General features: G+C 66.3%; 15 protein-coding genes. 6 read left to right on the top strand and 9 right to left on the bottom strand.

Annotated elements, in window-relative coordinates:
• The first annotated feature begins 12 nt into the window (after nucleotides 1–12).
• Nucleotides 13–639, top strand: a complete 627-nt coding sequence (locus CRM90_RS04930) for a TetR-like C-terminal domain-containing protein (RefSeq protein WP_102806117.1) — start codon at nucleotides 13–15, stop codon at nucleotides 637–639.
• Between the two features lie 72 nt (nucleotides 640–711).
• On the opposite strand, the gene CRM90_RS04925 is transcribed toward CRM90_RS04930, so the two are convergent.
• The 6 genes from CRM90_RS04925 to CRM90_RS04900 all read right to left on the bottom strand — a co-directional run bounded on the left by CRM90_RS04925 (nucleotide 712) and on the right by CRM90_RS04900 (nucleotide 6,972).
• On the bottom strand, nucleotides 712–1,659 hold the full coding sequence (locus tag CRM90_RS04925) for an alpha/beta fold hydrolase (RefSeq protein ID WP_102805884.1): 948 nt from the start codon (nucleotides 1,657–1,659) through the stop codon (nucleotides 712–714).
• Between the two features lie 36 nt (nucleotides 1,660–1,695).
• Nucleotides 1,696–3,084 carry an oxygenase MpaB family protein gene (locus CRM90_RS04920; protein ID WP_102805883.1) on the bottom strand — a complete coding sequence of 463 codons (1,389 nt, stop codon included), beginning with the start codon at nucleotides 3,082–3,084 and terminating at the stop codon, nucleotides 1,696–1,698.
• Nucleotides 3,085–3,128: 44 nt separating this feature from the next.
• A complete protein-coding gene (locus CRM90_RS04915) occupies nucleotides 3,129–4,331 on the bottom strand; it encodes a lycopene cyclase family protein (protein WP_233209167.1) in 1,203 nt (400 codons plus the stop codon).
• Nucleotides 4,332–4,364: 33 nt separating this feature from the next.
• Nucleotides 4,365–5,018: a DUF3159 domain-containing protein gene (locus tag CRM90_RS30465; protein ID WP_158248985.1), complete on the bottom strand. Its 654-nt coding sequence runs from the start codon at nucleotides 5,016–5,018 to the stop codon at nucleotides 4,365–4,367.
• Nucleotides 5,019–5,080: 62 nt separating this feature from the next.
• Entirely contained in the window at nucleotides 5,081–6,016 is a 936-nt protein-coding gene (locus CRM90_RS04905; protein WP_199189780.1) for an alpha/beta hydrolase, read from the bottom strand.
• Nucleotides 6,017–6,036: 20 nt separating this feature from the next.
• Complete coding sequence (locus CRM90_RS04900) at nucleotides 6,037–6,972, bottom strand: MBL fold metallo-hydrolase (protein WP_102805881.1); 936 nt, start codon at nucleotides 6,970–6,972, stop codon at nucleotides 6,037–6,039.
• A 109-nt stretch (nucleotides 6,973–7,081) separates the two neighbouring features.
• On the opposite strand from CRM90_RS04900, the gene CRM90_RS04895 reads away from it, so the two are divergent.
• The 3 genes from CRM90_RS04895 to CRM90_RS04885 all read left to right on the top strand — a co-directional run bounded on the left by CRM90_RS04895 (nucleotide 7,082) and on the right by CRM90_RS04885 (nucleotide 8,886).
• A complete protein-coding gene (locus tag CRM90_RS04895; protein ID WP_102805880.1) occupies nucleotides 7,082–7,654 on the top strand; it encodes a TetR/AcrR family transcriptional regulator in 573 nt (190 codons plus the stop codon).
• A gap of 159 nt (nucleotides 7,655–7,813) precedes the next feature.
• Nucleotides 7,814–8,230, top strand: coding sequence for a DUF4174 domain-containing protein (locus CRM90_RS04890; protein WP_233209166.1), 417 nt, complete (start codon nucleotides 7,814–7,816; stop codon nucleotides 8,228–8,230).
• Nucleotides 8,231–8,256: 26 nt separating this feature from the next.
• Nucleotides 8,257–8,886, top strand: a complete 630-nt coding sequence (locus tag CRM90_RS04885) for a CIA30 family protein (RefSeq protein WP_102805878.1) — start codon at nucleotides 8,257–8,259, stop codon at nucleotides 8,884–8,886.
• A 15-nt stretch (nucleotides 8,887–8,901) separates the two neighbouring features.
• Here the strand turns inward: CRM90_RS04885 and CRM90_RS04880 are convergent, their stop codons facing one another.
• The 3 genes from CRM90_RS04880 to CRM90_RS04870 all read right to left on the bottom strand — a co-directional run bounded on the left by CRM90_RS04880 (nucleotide 8,902) and on the right by CRM90_RS04870 (nucleotide 11,196).
• Nucleotides 8,902–9,843: a coiled-coil domain-containing protein gene (locus tag CRM90_RS04880; RefSeq protein WP_102805877.1), complete on the bottom strand. Its 942-nt coding sequence runs from the start codon at nucleotides 9,841–9,843 to the stop codon at nucleotides 8,902–8,904.
• Between the two features lie 113 nt (nucleotides 9,844–9,956).
• Nucleotides 9,957–10,832 (bottom strand): universal stress protein, encoded by an 876-nt coding sequence (locus CRM90_RS04875; RefSeq protein ID WP_102805876.1) that lies wholly within the window; start codon nucleotides 10,830–10,832, stop codon nucleotides 9,957–9,959.
• Between the two features lie 52 nt (nucleotides 10,833–10,884).
• The gene (locus tag CRM90_RS04870) at nucleotides 10,885–11,196 is read right to left on the bottom strand and encodes a hypothetical protein (protein ID WP_102805875.1); all 312 of its coding nucleotides are present in this window, start codon (nucleotides 11,194–11,196) and stop codon (nucleotides 10,885–10,887) included.
• A 132-nt stretch (nucleotides 11,197–11,328) separates the two neighbouring features.
• Here CRM90_RS04870 and CRM90_RS04865 point away from each other — a divergent pair, with 132 nt between their 5' ends.
• Entirely contained in the window at nucleotides 11,329–12,282 is a 954-nt protein-coding gene (locus tag CRM90_RS04865) for an amidohydrolase family protein (protein ID WP_102805874.1), read from the top strand.
• Nucleotides 12,283–12,420: 138 nt separating this feature from the next.
• A complete protein-coding gene (locus tag CRM90_RS04860) occupies nucleotides 12,421–13,512 on the top strand; it encodes a methyltransferase (RefSeq protein ID WP_102805873.1) in 1,092 nt (363 codons plus the stop codon).
• Nucleotides 13,513–13,546 lie beyond the last annotated feature (34 nt).

The following is a 13,546-nucleotide window of genomic DNA, read 5'->3' as shown; positions in this document are numbered from 1 at the left end:
ATATTGGAAATGATGAGAACAGATCCGCCCGACGATGACAAGGGGCCCTCCCGGTCGCCGGGCCGGCCTCGCGACGAGAAGATCGACGCGGCGATCATCCGGGCGACCCGCGACCTACTCCTCGAGACGGGCTATCCGGCACTGTCGTTGTCGGCCATCGCCGCTCGCGCCGGGACCACCACCGCCGCCATCTACCGGCGCTGGTCCGGCAAGGCGCAGCTGGTTCACGAAGCGATATTGCCCGCCGAAATCATGGCGATGCCCAGCGCCTCCGGTGACGTCGCCGAGGACATCCGGGCGCTGGTGGAGGCGACGCGGGCGATGTTCGACCGCCCCGAGGTCCGGCTCGCCCTACCGGCGCTGATCGCCGATACCGTTGCCGATCCGGAAGTTCACAGCAAGATGATCTCGCGGTTCGCCAGCAGTCTCACCAGTTTCCGAACCCGAATCGACCAGCAGTACAGCCCGTCGCCCGATGATGGTGACTTACCGCTGCTCGCCGAGGTCGTGGTGGGCAGCGCGATCTTCCGCATCATCATCCGACACGACGCCCCGCTGGACGCGGCCTGGGTCAACGACGTGACCAACTTGATCAGCTCGGGCTGGCGCTCGGTGTCGTACGGCTCAAGCACCCCCTAGCAGGACGCAGCAGGGTCCGCAGATTACGTTCTGGCCCTGCAACTTCGGGCCGGGGTCCCGCTCGCCGGCGAACTAATCGTCCGCCCTTTCGCCGATGAACTCCACCCCGGCATTGATCGCCGGGCGGTGGCGCAGGACTCGGTAATGAGCCAGTCGGCCCAGGCCCTTGGTGGTCAGTAGTCGCGCACCGTGCCAGGACGCGGCCAGTCGCTCGGTGGCGGCATACGGGCTGTCCGGGTCGTCGGGGTCGTGGATGAGAAGCAGCGGAGGGTAGTTGGCTCGTCGGCCGACTCGGGTCATGTTGGTCTCGTGAAGCGGCATGGCGATTCGTTTTTCCAGACGACGGTGTAGCCCCGCGCGGATCCGGCGGCCGAAGCCATGGCGTGCGGCGAACAGGTCGAGATAGAGCGGGAAATCTGCCATGGGCGCGAAAAAGACCAGACGTCCCACCGGAGCGCCCTGCGCCGCCGCCAACGCCGTCGCGTTCGCGCCCAGTGAGTGAGCGACCACAGCGTGGGCAGGCCCATGAGTCTGGATCATGGCCGCGATCGCGTCGGCACACTCGGTTGCGGTGGTACGCCCGGGAGCGAGCTCACCGGGATCGGATTCGTTGTGACTGGGCAGGTCGAACGCAACGACCCGGTGCCCGGCTTCCACCAGCGGTTTGACGAACATCGCCAGGTGCGGGCGCTGTCCGCCCCAGCCGTGCACCAGATAAATCGGCGGCCCCTCGCCCCATTCCTCACCGGCGACCCGATGGCCATCCCAGAACGCTTCCACCGGCCTGCCGGGGGGGACACCCGGAGGCATGCGTAGCGCTGACTCGAGAACCGGTGGAGTACACCACAACTCGACCGCCCACCGTGATCCCAACCACGGCGCGAACCGCTCAAGTAGGCCAAACCGTCGGCGCACCCGGTCATCGATCTCGGGAAGGATGCCTGAGCCGACGACATCGAGCGGGGGGATCTCACCGACCGGCCCCGGCGCCGACGCTGGTTGGGGTGCTCCTTCAGTCATCAGCCTCGATCGTAGTACGGGCGTGACGCCGGTGAGCTAGCCGGTGAAACCCTCCCCCGCCGTCGAACGGTCGTGGTGGCTGAACGTCAGCGGAATGTGCTTACCGCGGGCGATCTTGTTCAGCATGGCAATCCGCTCACGTGCGGCGGCACCGCTCTTCTTCCTGCTCTCCCGGATGGGGTTGGAGAACGGCAGCAGGTCGGTGACCCTCGCGATGCCGACGTTGAGCCGCGTGAGGTCGGTGAAGATGCGCACTCGTCGTTCGAAGTTGTAGCCCAGCGGTTCGAAGAGCGTGCCCGCCACCATCGCCTCGATCTGCTTGTAGCCGAAGACGACTCCTGCCGGTGCCAGGGCGACGCTGGCGGTGATCTGATTGACGTGCCGCGCGACCACCTTCTTGACCACGCCGGGAAGCGCGTCTGTCAGGGTCGTCAGGTGCACAGGACCCGCGATCGCATCGACCAGTTGGGCACGCCACGGAGACGGGTTACCGCCCCGGGCCAGAACGTAATTCAACGATTTGATCAGCTCGATGCCGTTCGGGGAGTGCAGCGCTTCGGGGGCGCCCCACAACCGCCCGGAGAACGACGAGTACTCGGCGAGGTCCTCGAGTTGCTGCGGGGTCAGCTTGCGGCCGAACGCGTGGTCGACGAGACGTCCGAGCAGCATGCCGCTGCCGAACCCGAGCAACGATGTGACGGGGATCGGTTCACCGAACTTGAGGTAGACGTCGTCGCCCCACTTCCGACGCAAGCCGCGACTGGCCAGAGCGTGCATCAACCGCACCCGCACCACGTCCTGGAACGCTTCCGAATGCCGATCGAAGATGTCGGGCAGCGTGAATTCGGCGAAAACCCTTGCGGTCTCGATGAATCGGCGAGGGCCGTCGTCGGCGAATCGCCCGGTGGCTCCGGTGGCGGCGGAGATGTCGCCGGTCATCGCGGTCTCGTAGAAGGCCCACCCGCGAATGATCGTTGTGGCAGCCCACGTGCTCGACATCGCCAGCATCCGGCCCCGCTCGGCCGCCACCAGATCGAACTGGGCAGGCAGCTGATCCAGGTGGTCGAAGAGATCGACGAATTCCTGCGGCGGGTCCTCGAGCGTGTCGATGCCCTGGGTCAGCGCTTGTTCGAAGAGTGCCCGGCCCTGCTCATGGCCGAGGCGCTCGAAGGCCTCGACCGCACCGATCATGAGCTCGTCGCGCTGCCAGAAATAGTCGTCCCGCAGGCGGGTGAGGTCGCTGGGTTGGACCTCCCTGTCGATGTCGATCCACCCGCCGAAGATGAATTCGCGCATGAATCGCCACTGGTCAGCGTAGTGATCGCGGCCGGGCGGGATGGGACGCAACGGCCGGTCCGGATGGTCACGCCGATTGAAGTCGACATCCTCGAGAAGGATCTCCGGACGTTCACCAGTCACCGTCATGAGGCGACGTTAGCGCGGGCGCGACGTTCTGGCAACGCCCGTTGTCAGTTGGCGCGGACAGCCGAGGATGGCAGCTCATCATTGGTTTCCAGCGCACGCATGAGTGCTGGCAGAACAAGATGGCGGCGCAGTCGCCAGTTCGATTGACGAAACAAGCTCGCCATTGCGGCAACGGTGCCGCCGACGTCGTCGCGGCCGGTGAGGTAAGCCCAGCGGTGCGCGTCGGGCAACGAGAAGAATTGTTCGAAAAAGCCGGGGACCTCGGCGGCGGGCATCCGTAACAACGCTTCCAGTCCGATGCGCCGAACGCGGTGGATCACCTTCGCGGCGGTGGGCCAGACCGTCGCCTGGGCCGCCGCGAGCGCTCGATCCGGATCCGCGGGGAGATGCTCTGCTAAGGCGTACGCCACCCGCGGCGCAAGGTGAAGCGCGGCTGCGACACTGAATCCGCTTGCCGGATGTATCAGCGGCGCGGCCGCGCCGAACCCGAGCACGCCAGGTCCCGAATGTCGTGCCTGGTCGACCGGGAATGAAACCTTCTCCGTACGTGCGTCTTTCGGTGCTGAGATGCCGTGGTGGGCGAGCCGGGCATCGAGCCGGCGGCGCAAGGTCGCCAGCGGCAGACCGGGCCGGCGTGCCAGTGAGGTCTCTTCCACCAGCACCCTCCCGCCGCCCAACGGAACCGCATAGAGGAACGTCGGCCACCCTGACTCGCCGTGCCCGGCCCGCCAATCCATGAACAACGCTTCGCCGGGGTCGACCAGCGGTGCCACCGACGTTTCGTCGAGGATCACGCCATAGGCCGTTTGCTCGGCGGATACGCGGTGCGACCGGTTGGGATCCAACGGGCGCGAGCGGCCGGTGGCATCCACGACGACCGAAGCTCGCAGGCTCGAGCCGTCGGCCAACGCCACCACACCGCGCACCGGAGACCCGACAGCACGCCCGGTGTAGACGGTCACGTCCACACTGTGGTCGACGAGGTGAGAGCGCAGCGCGTCAACGTCGAGGACCACGTACTCCCAACCCAGACGGTGTTCGGTGAGTGCGATGGCACGGCCCGCGGCCCGGGCGGCGACCGTGGCCGCAGGCAGGTCGGCGGGCAGTTCTGGGCTCCACATGCCGTAAGTGGCCACCCACCGCCGCTCCGGGTTCGGATCCAGCAGGCCGACCGTCAGTCCGCGTTGACTGCACGCCGCTGCCAGCGCCATACCGGCAGGCCCCGCCCCGACAACCAAGACGTCCACGCGCTCTATCGTGCCCTCCTCGGCGACGAGCCCCTATCGCGGCACATCAAGCGTTGACCGAGCCGTCACCTGCTGCGAATACGTGGCCCGCAGAATCCGTAGCTGCAGGTACGTTGTCACCACCAGCAAGGGCACCCCCATCACCATGCTGGCGACGCCCAGCGCTACCACGTTGTCGTCGAGGTAAAAGGGGATCTTGACGGCGCTGCGCGCAACGACGGCGGCCGCCCAGATGACGGTGCACAGGTCATAGGCGCGACGTTGAACGCGATCGGAGTACCACCGTGCGTCGGCGATCACCGGCCCGACGAGGACTCCGACAAGCGGGCGGCGGACCACCAACGAGGCCACCAGGATGACGCTCAACACCGACGTACGGGCGATGTCCAGGAGATAGAAGTCGGTCCCGTCACCTGTGCTGACGACCACCAGGGCGGACACCCCGATCAACGCCGCGCCGGCCACCGCAGTCCGCAGCGGCTGTCGACTGAGCAGTCGTATCACCGCCATGGCCACGGCGAGCGCCAACGCCGCACACACGGCGGGGCCGATCTGCCGTGTTGCCAAGTAGATGACGAGGAAAAGGGTGTGCGGCACCAGCGCATCAACGAGGCCGTGCCAGCCGCCCGCGAGGTCGATCAGCTTCGATGTGGGTGACGTGATGACCGCGGCGAACTCCGCCCGCACGCGGTGGAGGCGGTCGTTAATCGATGTGCTCCGATGCTTTTTGGCCGTCGTCGATCGTCGTCTCACGATGGCAGGGTCCCCAGCCAGGTGGTCACGGTGTCGACGAACATCTGTGGGTCGTGGCCGTGCATCGAGTGCGGCATCTGGGGGAAACTCTGATAGCTGAAGGAGTTTCCGGCCTGCTCCACGAGGCGCTGCACATGGCGCACCTGCTGGTCGGAGATGGCGCCGATGAGATGCCCGGTCGCTGGATCCTGCATGCGGAAGTGATGGGTGAACAACACCGGCACCTTCACGTGAGCGAGCATGGTTTCGTGGTCGCAGTTCTGGGCCACCGTCCCGGTCGAAAATGCGTGTCCCCACTCCGGGTCGTACTCGCGCAGGTTTTGGGGCACCCCGTCGTGTGCCGGCATCCATGCGGGCAGTTCCGCTTTCTGCGCTTTCCGCATGCCGTCGACGTCGGCAATGCTCCACTGCGCCCCCAGCCATTTGTAGAGCAGGTCGAACAGCGGTCCGACAGCTTGCCGAATGGACTGTCCCACTGCAGGGTTGACCTCGGAGGCGAACAGCGGGGCATCTTCGTAGACGGCTGCGCGGATCTGACCGGGCGCTGCGTAGGCAGACAGCCATGCCGCGATGACGCCGCCCGACGACAGTCCGCTGACCACCACGGGGCGTCCGATCACTCGATCGATGAATCGAACGAGGTCAGACCCGAACAAGTCCAGACTGTACCGGCCGGGCGTCCAGGTGGACCGTCCTTGCCCGCGCAGATCGATCGCGTGGACGTGGAATCGCGGCGACAGCAGCTTCATGGCTTGTTCGTAACCCCACCATGACTCGGTCTGGCCGGGAATCAAGAGGATGGCCGGATTGCGCGCGTCACCCGCGGTCGCGTAGTTCATTCTGACCTCGCCGAGATCAGCGACCTGTTCTGGATAGTGGTGCGGCACAAATATTTCCGGGTGGTCCTGGGCTTCCAGATATCTCGACATCATTGGTGCGCTGTCCCTCGTGACTAGTAGATGTCCAGGTCGTCGGCGAACGCCACCGCGCCGGTGAAGTGCGAGCCGATAGCGGTGCGAGCCCTGGCCACATTCTCGGGCGTCAGCGGATTGTGAGTGATGACAACCGATTTGACATCTGCGCGGCTCGCCAATAGACCCACCTCCTCGGCAGTGAGATGTTCGCGCTCGAAGCGTCGTTTGATGGCAGCCAGCACCTCCGACGGAAATGGCAGAGAGCGCGAAATCTGTCCGACGACCTGATCGGGGTCGGTGATCTCGCTTACCAGCACATCCGCCCCGAGAGCCAGACGCTCGACCTTGTCACTCGGGCCGGTATCACCGGTATAGACCAGACTGCGTGTCGGGGTATCGAAGCGCAGCGAAAGCGACTGGTAGCGCGATGCTTCCGGGCTGCCCTCCGGATAGCCGTAGTGCGTGTTGATCGTCGCCGTGACATCGATTCGTCCCACGGTGAAACTGGAGCCGTCGGTGATCTCGATGACGGTGATGTCGGCGTCAGACTGCCGGATGAAACCCGGGACCTGCGACATCAGCCCGGACGCGAAATCGAACGATGACCGGATCGCATTGGCGATGCGGAGGGTGCCAGGCGGGCCGTAAATGATCAGCGGTCCCGGGATCTGCGCCTGCAGCCGGCGCCCCAGGAGTCCGTACAGCCCTGCGGTGTGGTCGATGTGCAGGTGGCTCAGTATCACGGTGTGCACGGCCGGAAGTGAGATCCCGGCTTTGGACAGCTGATCGACCGCGCCGTCGCCGCAATCAACGACAATCGCCTCCACCCCGTCGTAGAGCACGTTCGCCGGCTGGTGCCGTACGGCGCTCGGAAGTGGACCGCTCATTGTTCCCAACGTGATCCACGCGATCTCGTGATGGCGGCCCTGCGCTGTCGTTGTGGCGGCGCTCGCGCCAGCGACTTCATCGAGCATCAGCTGTCCTTCCGGTCGGGCGGTTGTCGGGGTTCACTTTACGACCGTTAAATGAAATGTCCAGCCGACGATGGACATGTGATCCGTCTAACAGCCGTAAAGTGAGCGCGTGGTCCCGCACGATCCTGAGCCTCAGACCCGCGCAGAGCGCGTCCGCCAGACACGTGCTCGCATCGTCAGTGTGGCGCTGACGCTGTTCGCCGAAAAGGGCTATGAGGCAACGTCGTTGCAGGACATTGCCAACGAGATGGGACTGACCAAGCCAGCGGTGTTCTACCACTACCGCGGTAAGCAGGAGATCCTCAAGGACCTAGCTGAGCCGGCTCGGACGGCCATCGCCGCACTCCTGGATCGTGCCCGGGCCCACCCCCGTGGGCCGGAACGCACGGAGATACTGGTGACCGGGCTGGCCGACCTGTTTCTCTCACGCCGTGAGTTCGCGCGAATAATGGCGCAGCAGGCCGCATTCCGTGAAGCCATGCGCACCGCGGTCGGTGGGCCCGGGATGCTCGATACGCTCATCGAGGTCACCTATGGGCCCGATCCAAGCCTGGACCAGCGATTCGCTGTGTATTCAGCGACGTCGGTGGGTCCGGCGCTCTCGGCGCTCGGAGATCACCCGGAGCACGAACTGAGAGCGGTTTTGCTGCGAGCATTTCGCCGGATAGCCAGCGTGCAATGACCCTTGGCAGGAAGGTTTGGATCACCCGGCGATCGCCGCGTCGACTCGCGCTTCGCCCCGGTGTGAGCGGCGACCCGCCGTCGGCCGGTACAGTTGAGAAGCACCATGGCCGTGAAGCGCAGCATCTTCCGATGGACGGTTGTCCTCACTGTTCTGCTGATGAGCGGCGCCCTCGGATCAGCTACCGCCATGGCTGCTGAACTCGGCGACTATCGCTGGGAACGTCGTCCTCTGCTGGTGTTCGCGCCCGCGCACAGCGACCCGCGGCTCGCCGAGACGTTGAGCCGGATCGAGGCCACCGGCTGTGACTTCGCCTCCCGCGACATGGTGCTCGGGCAGGTGCTGGCCACCGGCGACAGCACGCTCGACGGTCAACCCGTCGACGCCGAGCAGGCGCAGCGGCTGAGGACCCAGTTCGCCGTCGATACGCAGGCCTTCACGGTGGTGCTGATCGGCAAAGACGGCGGCGAGAAACTGCGCGTCACCGGGGTCCCCGACCTTCAGCGAATCTACGCCGTGATCGATGGCATGCCGATGCGCGGCAACGAAATTCGCGCCAATCCGGGGCGGTGTTGATGATTCGATATGGGCTGGCCGGCCCCATGGCAGCACTCTCGACACTCCTGCTGGTGTCATGTGGAAGCGGCGAGCGACCCGCCGGAGCGGATGCGACGACGACTGCGTCAGCGCCTGGGCGCTCGTCCGCCCCGGCGGCCGAGAACCCCGGATCCGAGGTCCCGCTGGTGTCCCTCAACGCCGCCGACGTTGCCCGCTGGACGACGGTCAACGACCCCGTCATGGGCGGTCGGTCCACGTCGAACGTCGCGTACGGCGATGGTGGCCTTGTGTTTTCGGGGACCATCTCCCTGGAGAACAACGGCGGTTTCGCCTCCGCCCGCAGTCCGGAAGACCCCGATATCGGGCGCCGAGCCACGGGTGCGACGTCGATCCGCGTGCGCGCGGTGGGTGACGGTAAGACCTACGTGTTGAGGGTGGGCGCCGCGGGACAGCCCTGGTCCTACATCCAGCGTTTCCGCACCGAAGCCGGCGTGCAACGGACGTACGAGCTTGCGGTGGGAGCTTTTCAGCCGGTGGGGATGCGTATGGATCCAGCGCCGCAGGCCCCTGCGACTCTGGACCCGTCGAGCATCAGCGGAGTGTCGGTCTACATTCTCGACAAACAGCAGGGCCCGTTCGCCATCACCATCACCGGGATCGACGCGGCGCACTAAGGGTGTCGGTAGAACTCAGGACACCGTGACGTGGACGTGGTTGAAGTGGTTGGCCACCCGCCACATCGTGTAGGACACCCCGAACCGTTCAGCCTGGCTTTGCACGTCGGCGTTGATCGCATCGCCGAGCGCCATATCGGAGCCGATCATGATGTCGATGGCGTGGCCGCTCGGATGATCGGGAAGCGAGTCCGCACGCACGCCACCGATGGACTGCACACCCGGGAAGGTCGCGATGATGTACGCCGCAAGGGTTCGGGCATTGGGGGTCAGGCCGCTCATCCCGACGGTGGGGATCGCGCCGCCCGGGCCCAACAACGCTTGCTGAGCGGCCGGTAGCGCGTAGTAGGTCGCCCGCACCAATCTGACCTGACCCTCGACCTCCGACTGCTTGGTCTCCAGATCGGCTCGCAGCGTGGCCGCGGCGTCGGCGGCCGCTTTGGCGGTGGCGGCGGATTCGGCGGAGGCCGCTGCGGCGACCGCGGCCTGTCGCTGGGCGTCGCGGAACTTCTGCAGCTGCCCCGTCATCTGGTCGGTGATCGTCCGCTGGAAGGCCAGTTCGTCGATCAGGCGCTGCGGCGACGCGGCGACGAAGAACGCCGTCACGCTGTCGGTGCGCCCACCGGAGTAGATGGCGGCCGCGGCCCTGTCGACGGTCCCCTGATAGTCAGCCAGCTGCGCCTGGGTTGATTCGAGCACGGCTATGTCATCGACGTGCTTCTGCTCCGCGGCGCTCTGCAGCTGCACCTTCTTCTCGAGGTCCAGCTGAACGGATTGAGCGGTCTCGATCAACTGCTGCGCCTGTTTGGTCAGCTCGTTCAGCTTGGCCAGCTCGTCTGACTCCGGCTCGGCGAACGCCGAACCGGCCGACACCACGCAGAAGGCAGTGACGATCGCGATCGCTCCCGCTGCCCTGCTCGGACCCGTTTTCGGTGCGAACGGCCGGTGAAACTTCACGACTGCGCATCCTTTGACTGCCGGGCGACGTCGTCTCCGTCGAATTGCAGACCCCTGTGGCTAAGGTCTCGGAAAGGTTACGAAACGGTGCGGAGGTTGTCCAACCGTGTCAATTACCGGACCACCAGCACCGGGCATTCGGCGTGATGGATCAGATTCTGGCCGACCGAGCCGAGGATCGAGCCGGCCAGCCTTCCGCGGCCGTGACTGCCGACGACCACCAGCTGAGCCTCCCGTGACAGATCGGTGAGGCCTTTCGCCGGGCTGACGTCCTGAAAAACCTTGACCACGTGGGCGTTGGGATACTTCCCGGCCAGCGGTTGCACCAGCTCGTCCATCCGCCGGCGCTGCTGGGTCTCCAGCACATCGAGCAACTGCCAGTCCATGTTGCCCGCGCCGCCGAGGTCGCCCATTCCGACTGCCGCGTCGATCTCCCACATGTGCACCACCGTCAGCTGTGCGTGCAACGCACGGGCGATGTCGAAGGCTTCCGCGAGCGCCCGTCCGGACGACTCCGAGTCGTCGATACCGACCACGACCGGCAATGGTTTGCCGGTCCGCTTGGCCACGGGTGCCCGCCAGACCACCACCGGACACTGAGCACGGTGGACGGTCCGCACAGCATGGCCGCCCAGCGCTCGATGGTCCGCCGCGCCGGTGCCCACCACGAGCAGCCGGGCCTCCAGCGAGGCGTCTGCCAGGGCCGTCGCGACAGCAGCCCTGACCGTCACGGTGCTGACCACGAGATCGGGGTGCGCCGACCGCAGGTCCGCTTCGGCCGCCGCGAGCACTTCGTCGCCGTTGCCCTCGGGTCCGGTGGGTGCGTCAGCACCCGCGAAATGCCACTCGAGCCGCGGGACCGCGTGCAGCAACGTCAACGGGCGGGCATGGGTGGCGGCGAACTCCGCGGCCCACCGGGCGGCACCGAGCGAGGCGTCCGATCCATCGATGCCGACAACGACGGACTGTTCTTGAGCAGCGGAGGTCACGCTCCGAGACTAGGGGACCCGCTCGGACGGAACGGGTGTTCCCAGGCGGGAGCTACCCGACCCAGCAGGGAGCGTCACCGGGGGTGTAATACGGCAGCCCGTTGGGAGAGATACAGGGCTGTTCGCCGGGGAAGGCGGGGACCAGCGAAAACGCGTAGGTTTCGGGCAAGCCGTAGCGAACCCAGTCACCCGCGACCGCCGCGTCCACGGCATCGCCCGCGATACCCGGTGTGCAGCCGCCGACGGTGACGTGCCGGCCACCGATGTCGCCACACACGTCGGCCTGGGCCATCGGGGAGATCGCCGCGGGGATGGCCGACAATGCGGCCGCGCTGAGCAGGACAACAGCAATTTTCTTTACCATGCCGTCATTATCGCTGCCTGATGTGCCGGGCGTTACCACTCTCGTAGAGGTCCGTTCCGGGTGCGACGCCGCGTAGATTTGGTCGTGCGGCGGATCGACCTGGGATGCGAGCCCTGAGACCGAGGAGAGCGAGTGGCCAGATCGAACGGCTCCGAACTGGTCGATGTGCACGCCCACTTCCTCACCGACGAATACGTCAGCGCCGCGGTTTCCGCGGGGATCGAGCAACCTGACGGCATGCCCATGTGGCCGTCCTGGAGCATCGAGGCACAGCTCGAGCTGATGCAGCACAACCGGATTCGTCACGCGGTCCTGTCGATGTCCTCGCCCGGAGTGTCGTTCGCGGATCCATCGACCGCGCCCGCCCTGGCCCGCCACGTCAACGACTTCGCCGTCACGACAGTCGCTGCCCATCCAGAGCGCTTCTCGTTCTTCGCTTCCCTTCCACTGCCCGACGTCGACGCGGCGGTCGTCGAAGCCCAGCGCGCGATCGACGGTCACGCAGCGGCCGGCGTGGTTCTCCTGAGCAACCACCGCGGACAGTACCTCGGTGACGCGGCGCTCGATCCGCTGTGGGAATGCCTGAACGCGCGGCGTTCCATCGTGTTCGTCCACCCGACGTCACCGTCACACGCCGAAGCCGTTGCACTCGGTCGGCCCCGGCCCCTGCTCGAGTTCATGTTCGAAACCACCCGGACCGTAACCGATTTGATCTTCGCGAATGTCCTCGGCCGTTACCCCGACATCAAGTTCCTGATCCCGCATTGCGGGGCCGCCCTGCCGCTTCTGGCGGCGCGTATCGAACAGTTCCGCAGCCTGTGGCCGATGCCCGACGGCAGTCCACCCGGACCCCTGACGACCGAAACCCAGTTGCGCCGCTTCTGGTTCGACCTCGCCGGGTATCCGCTGCCCACCCAGGCGGCCGTCGTGACGGATGTGGTCGGCACCGAACGCATCCTGTACGGAAGCGACTACTGCTGGACACCCGCGTTCGGTGTCGCCAAGCAGGTGGACGCCCTAGACGCCGATTCGAGCACCGATTGGCGGCGAGTGACGTCGGAGAACGCGCAGCGACTCCTCGCCTAGCGTTTCCGCTGCTGCGCAAGACAATTCGCGTATAGCGCCGGCCCCCGACCGCGAGCTCGCCGAATACCTCGAAGTGCGATTCGTCGTGTCGCCGACGAAACAGCAGGCATCCCCGCACCGCGCGGGTAGCCTGCACGGATGCCATCGACACCGCTGCCCGTGGTGCTGGCCACCCTCGCATTGCGGCGCGCACTCAAGCGACTCGCCGACAAGATGGTGCCACCGCAGTTCGCGATGCTCGACGTCGGAGAGGGCGTCGCCGGCGTCCAGATCGCTGCGAGCATCGCCGAGCTGGGGATCGCCGACGTGCTTGCGGACGGGCCATTGACCGCCAAGAAGATCGCCGCGCGGATCGGCTGCGACGAGGAGACCACCCATCGCCTGCTGCGCGGCGCGACCGCGTGCGGCCTGTGCACCCTGGACCGCCGCACCGGGGCGGCGAGGATGACTCCGATGGGCGCCGTGCTCCGCAGCGACCACCCGTCGTCGTTGCGGGCCTGGATGCGTTACAAGGGAATGCAATCGACCGTCGACGCGTGGGGTGGGCTCGCCGAGAGTGTGCGCAGCGGCCGCAGCGCGTTCGAGATCGTGCACGGCATGTCGGTATGGGACTGGTACGCCGCCCATCCCGATGAGCAACACCTCTTCGCCGCGACGATGCGCCAGGCCACGAGCATCATCGCCCGCGGGATCGCGCGGGTGTATCCGTGGCCCGACGGCGCCGTGGTGTGTGATGTGGCCGGCGGGATCGGCACGCTGTTGTCGGTAATCGTCACCGAATCGCAGGCCAATCTGCGCGGAGTGCTGGTCGACAGCGCCGGAATGATCGCCGAGGCCGAGCGCTTCCTCACCGACCGCGGAGTCGCCGACCGGATCGACTGTGTCGAGGGAGACATCTTCCGGTCCGTCGACGCCACCGCCGACGTCTACCTTCTCAAAGACGTGCTGCACGACTGGGACGACGAACGCTGCGCGACGATCCTCGCCGCGGTGGCAGCCGGCATGCCCGTCGGCGCGAAGCTGCTGGTGGTCGAGTATCTGCAGCCGCGCAATCGCCCGAATCCGTTCTCGCCGCTGTTGGACCTGCACACGCTGACGCAGCGCGACGGCGGCCGCTTGCGCTCGCGGGCCGAACTCGACGACCTGCTGGTCGGCGCCGGTCTGCGGCCCACCGGTCGAGCGTTCTCCGTTGTGCCGCACGACATCATCGAGGCTGCCAAGATCGCGTGACCGAGCGCCCGTGCGTCCATGACGGCGGAAAGCT

The sequence above is a fragment of the Mycobacterium sp. ENV421 genome (genome assembly GCF_002887815.1).
Taxonomy (GTDB): Bacteria; Actinomycetota; Actinomycetes; order Mycobacteriales; family Mycobacteriaceae; genus Mycobacterium.
Note: the sequence above shows the minus strand (reverse complement) of the source record. Positions and strands in the feature narration are given on the sequence as shown.

What these genes read in the sequence shown, in the direction of transcription:
- CRM90_RS04930 (WP_102806117.1), top strand. Translation starts at nt 13, where the DNA reads ATGAGAACAGATCCGCCCGACGATGACAAGGGGCCCTCCCGGTCGCCG.
- CRM90_RS04925 (WP_102805884.1), bottom strand. Translation starts at nt 1,659, where the DNA reads ATGACTGAAGGAGCACCCCAACCAGCGTCGGCGCCGGGGCCGGTCGGT.
- CRM90_RS04920 (WP_102805883.1), bottom strand. Translation starts at nt 3,084, where the DNA reads ATGACGGTGACTGGTGAACGTCCGGAGATCCTTCTCGAGGATGTCGAC.
- CRM90_RS04905 (WP_199189780.1), bottom strand. Translation starts at nt 6,016, where the DNA reads ATGATGTCGAGATATCTGGAAGCCCAGGACCACCCGGAAATATTTGTG.
- CRM90_RS04900 (WP_102805881.1), bottom strand. Translation starts at nt 6,972, where the DNA reads ATGCTCGATGAAGTCGCTGGCGCGAGCGCCGCCACAACGACAGCGCAG.
- CRM90_RS04890 (WP_233209166.1), top strand. Translation starts at nt 7,814, where the DNA reads ATGAGCGGCGCCCTCGGATCAGCTACCGCCATGGCTGCTGAACTCGGC.
- CRM90_RS04885 (WP_102805878.1), top strand. Translation starts at nt 8,257, where the DNA reads ATGGCAGCACTCTCGACACTCCTGCTGGTGTCATGTGGAAGCGGCGAG.
- CRM90_RS04870 (WP_102805875.1), bottom strand. Translation starts at nt 11,196, where the DNA reads ATGGTAAAGAAAATTGCTGTTGTCCTGCTCAGCGCGGCCGCATTGTCG.
- CRM90_RS04860 (WP_102805873.1), top strand. Translation starts at nt 12,421, where the DNA reads ATGCCATCGACACCGCTGCCCGTGGTGCTGGCCACCCTCGCATTGCGG.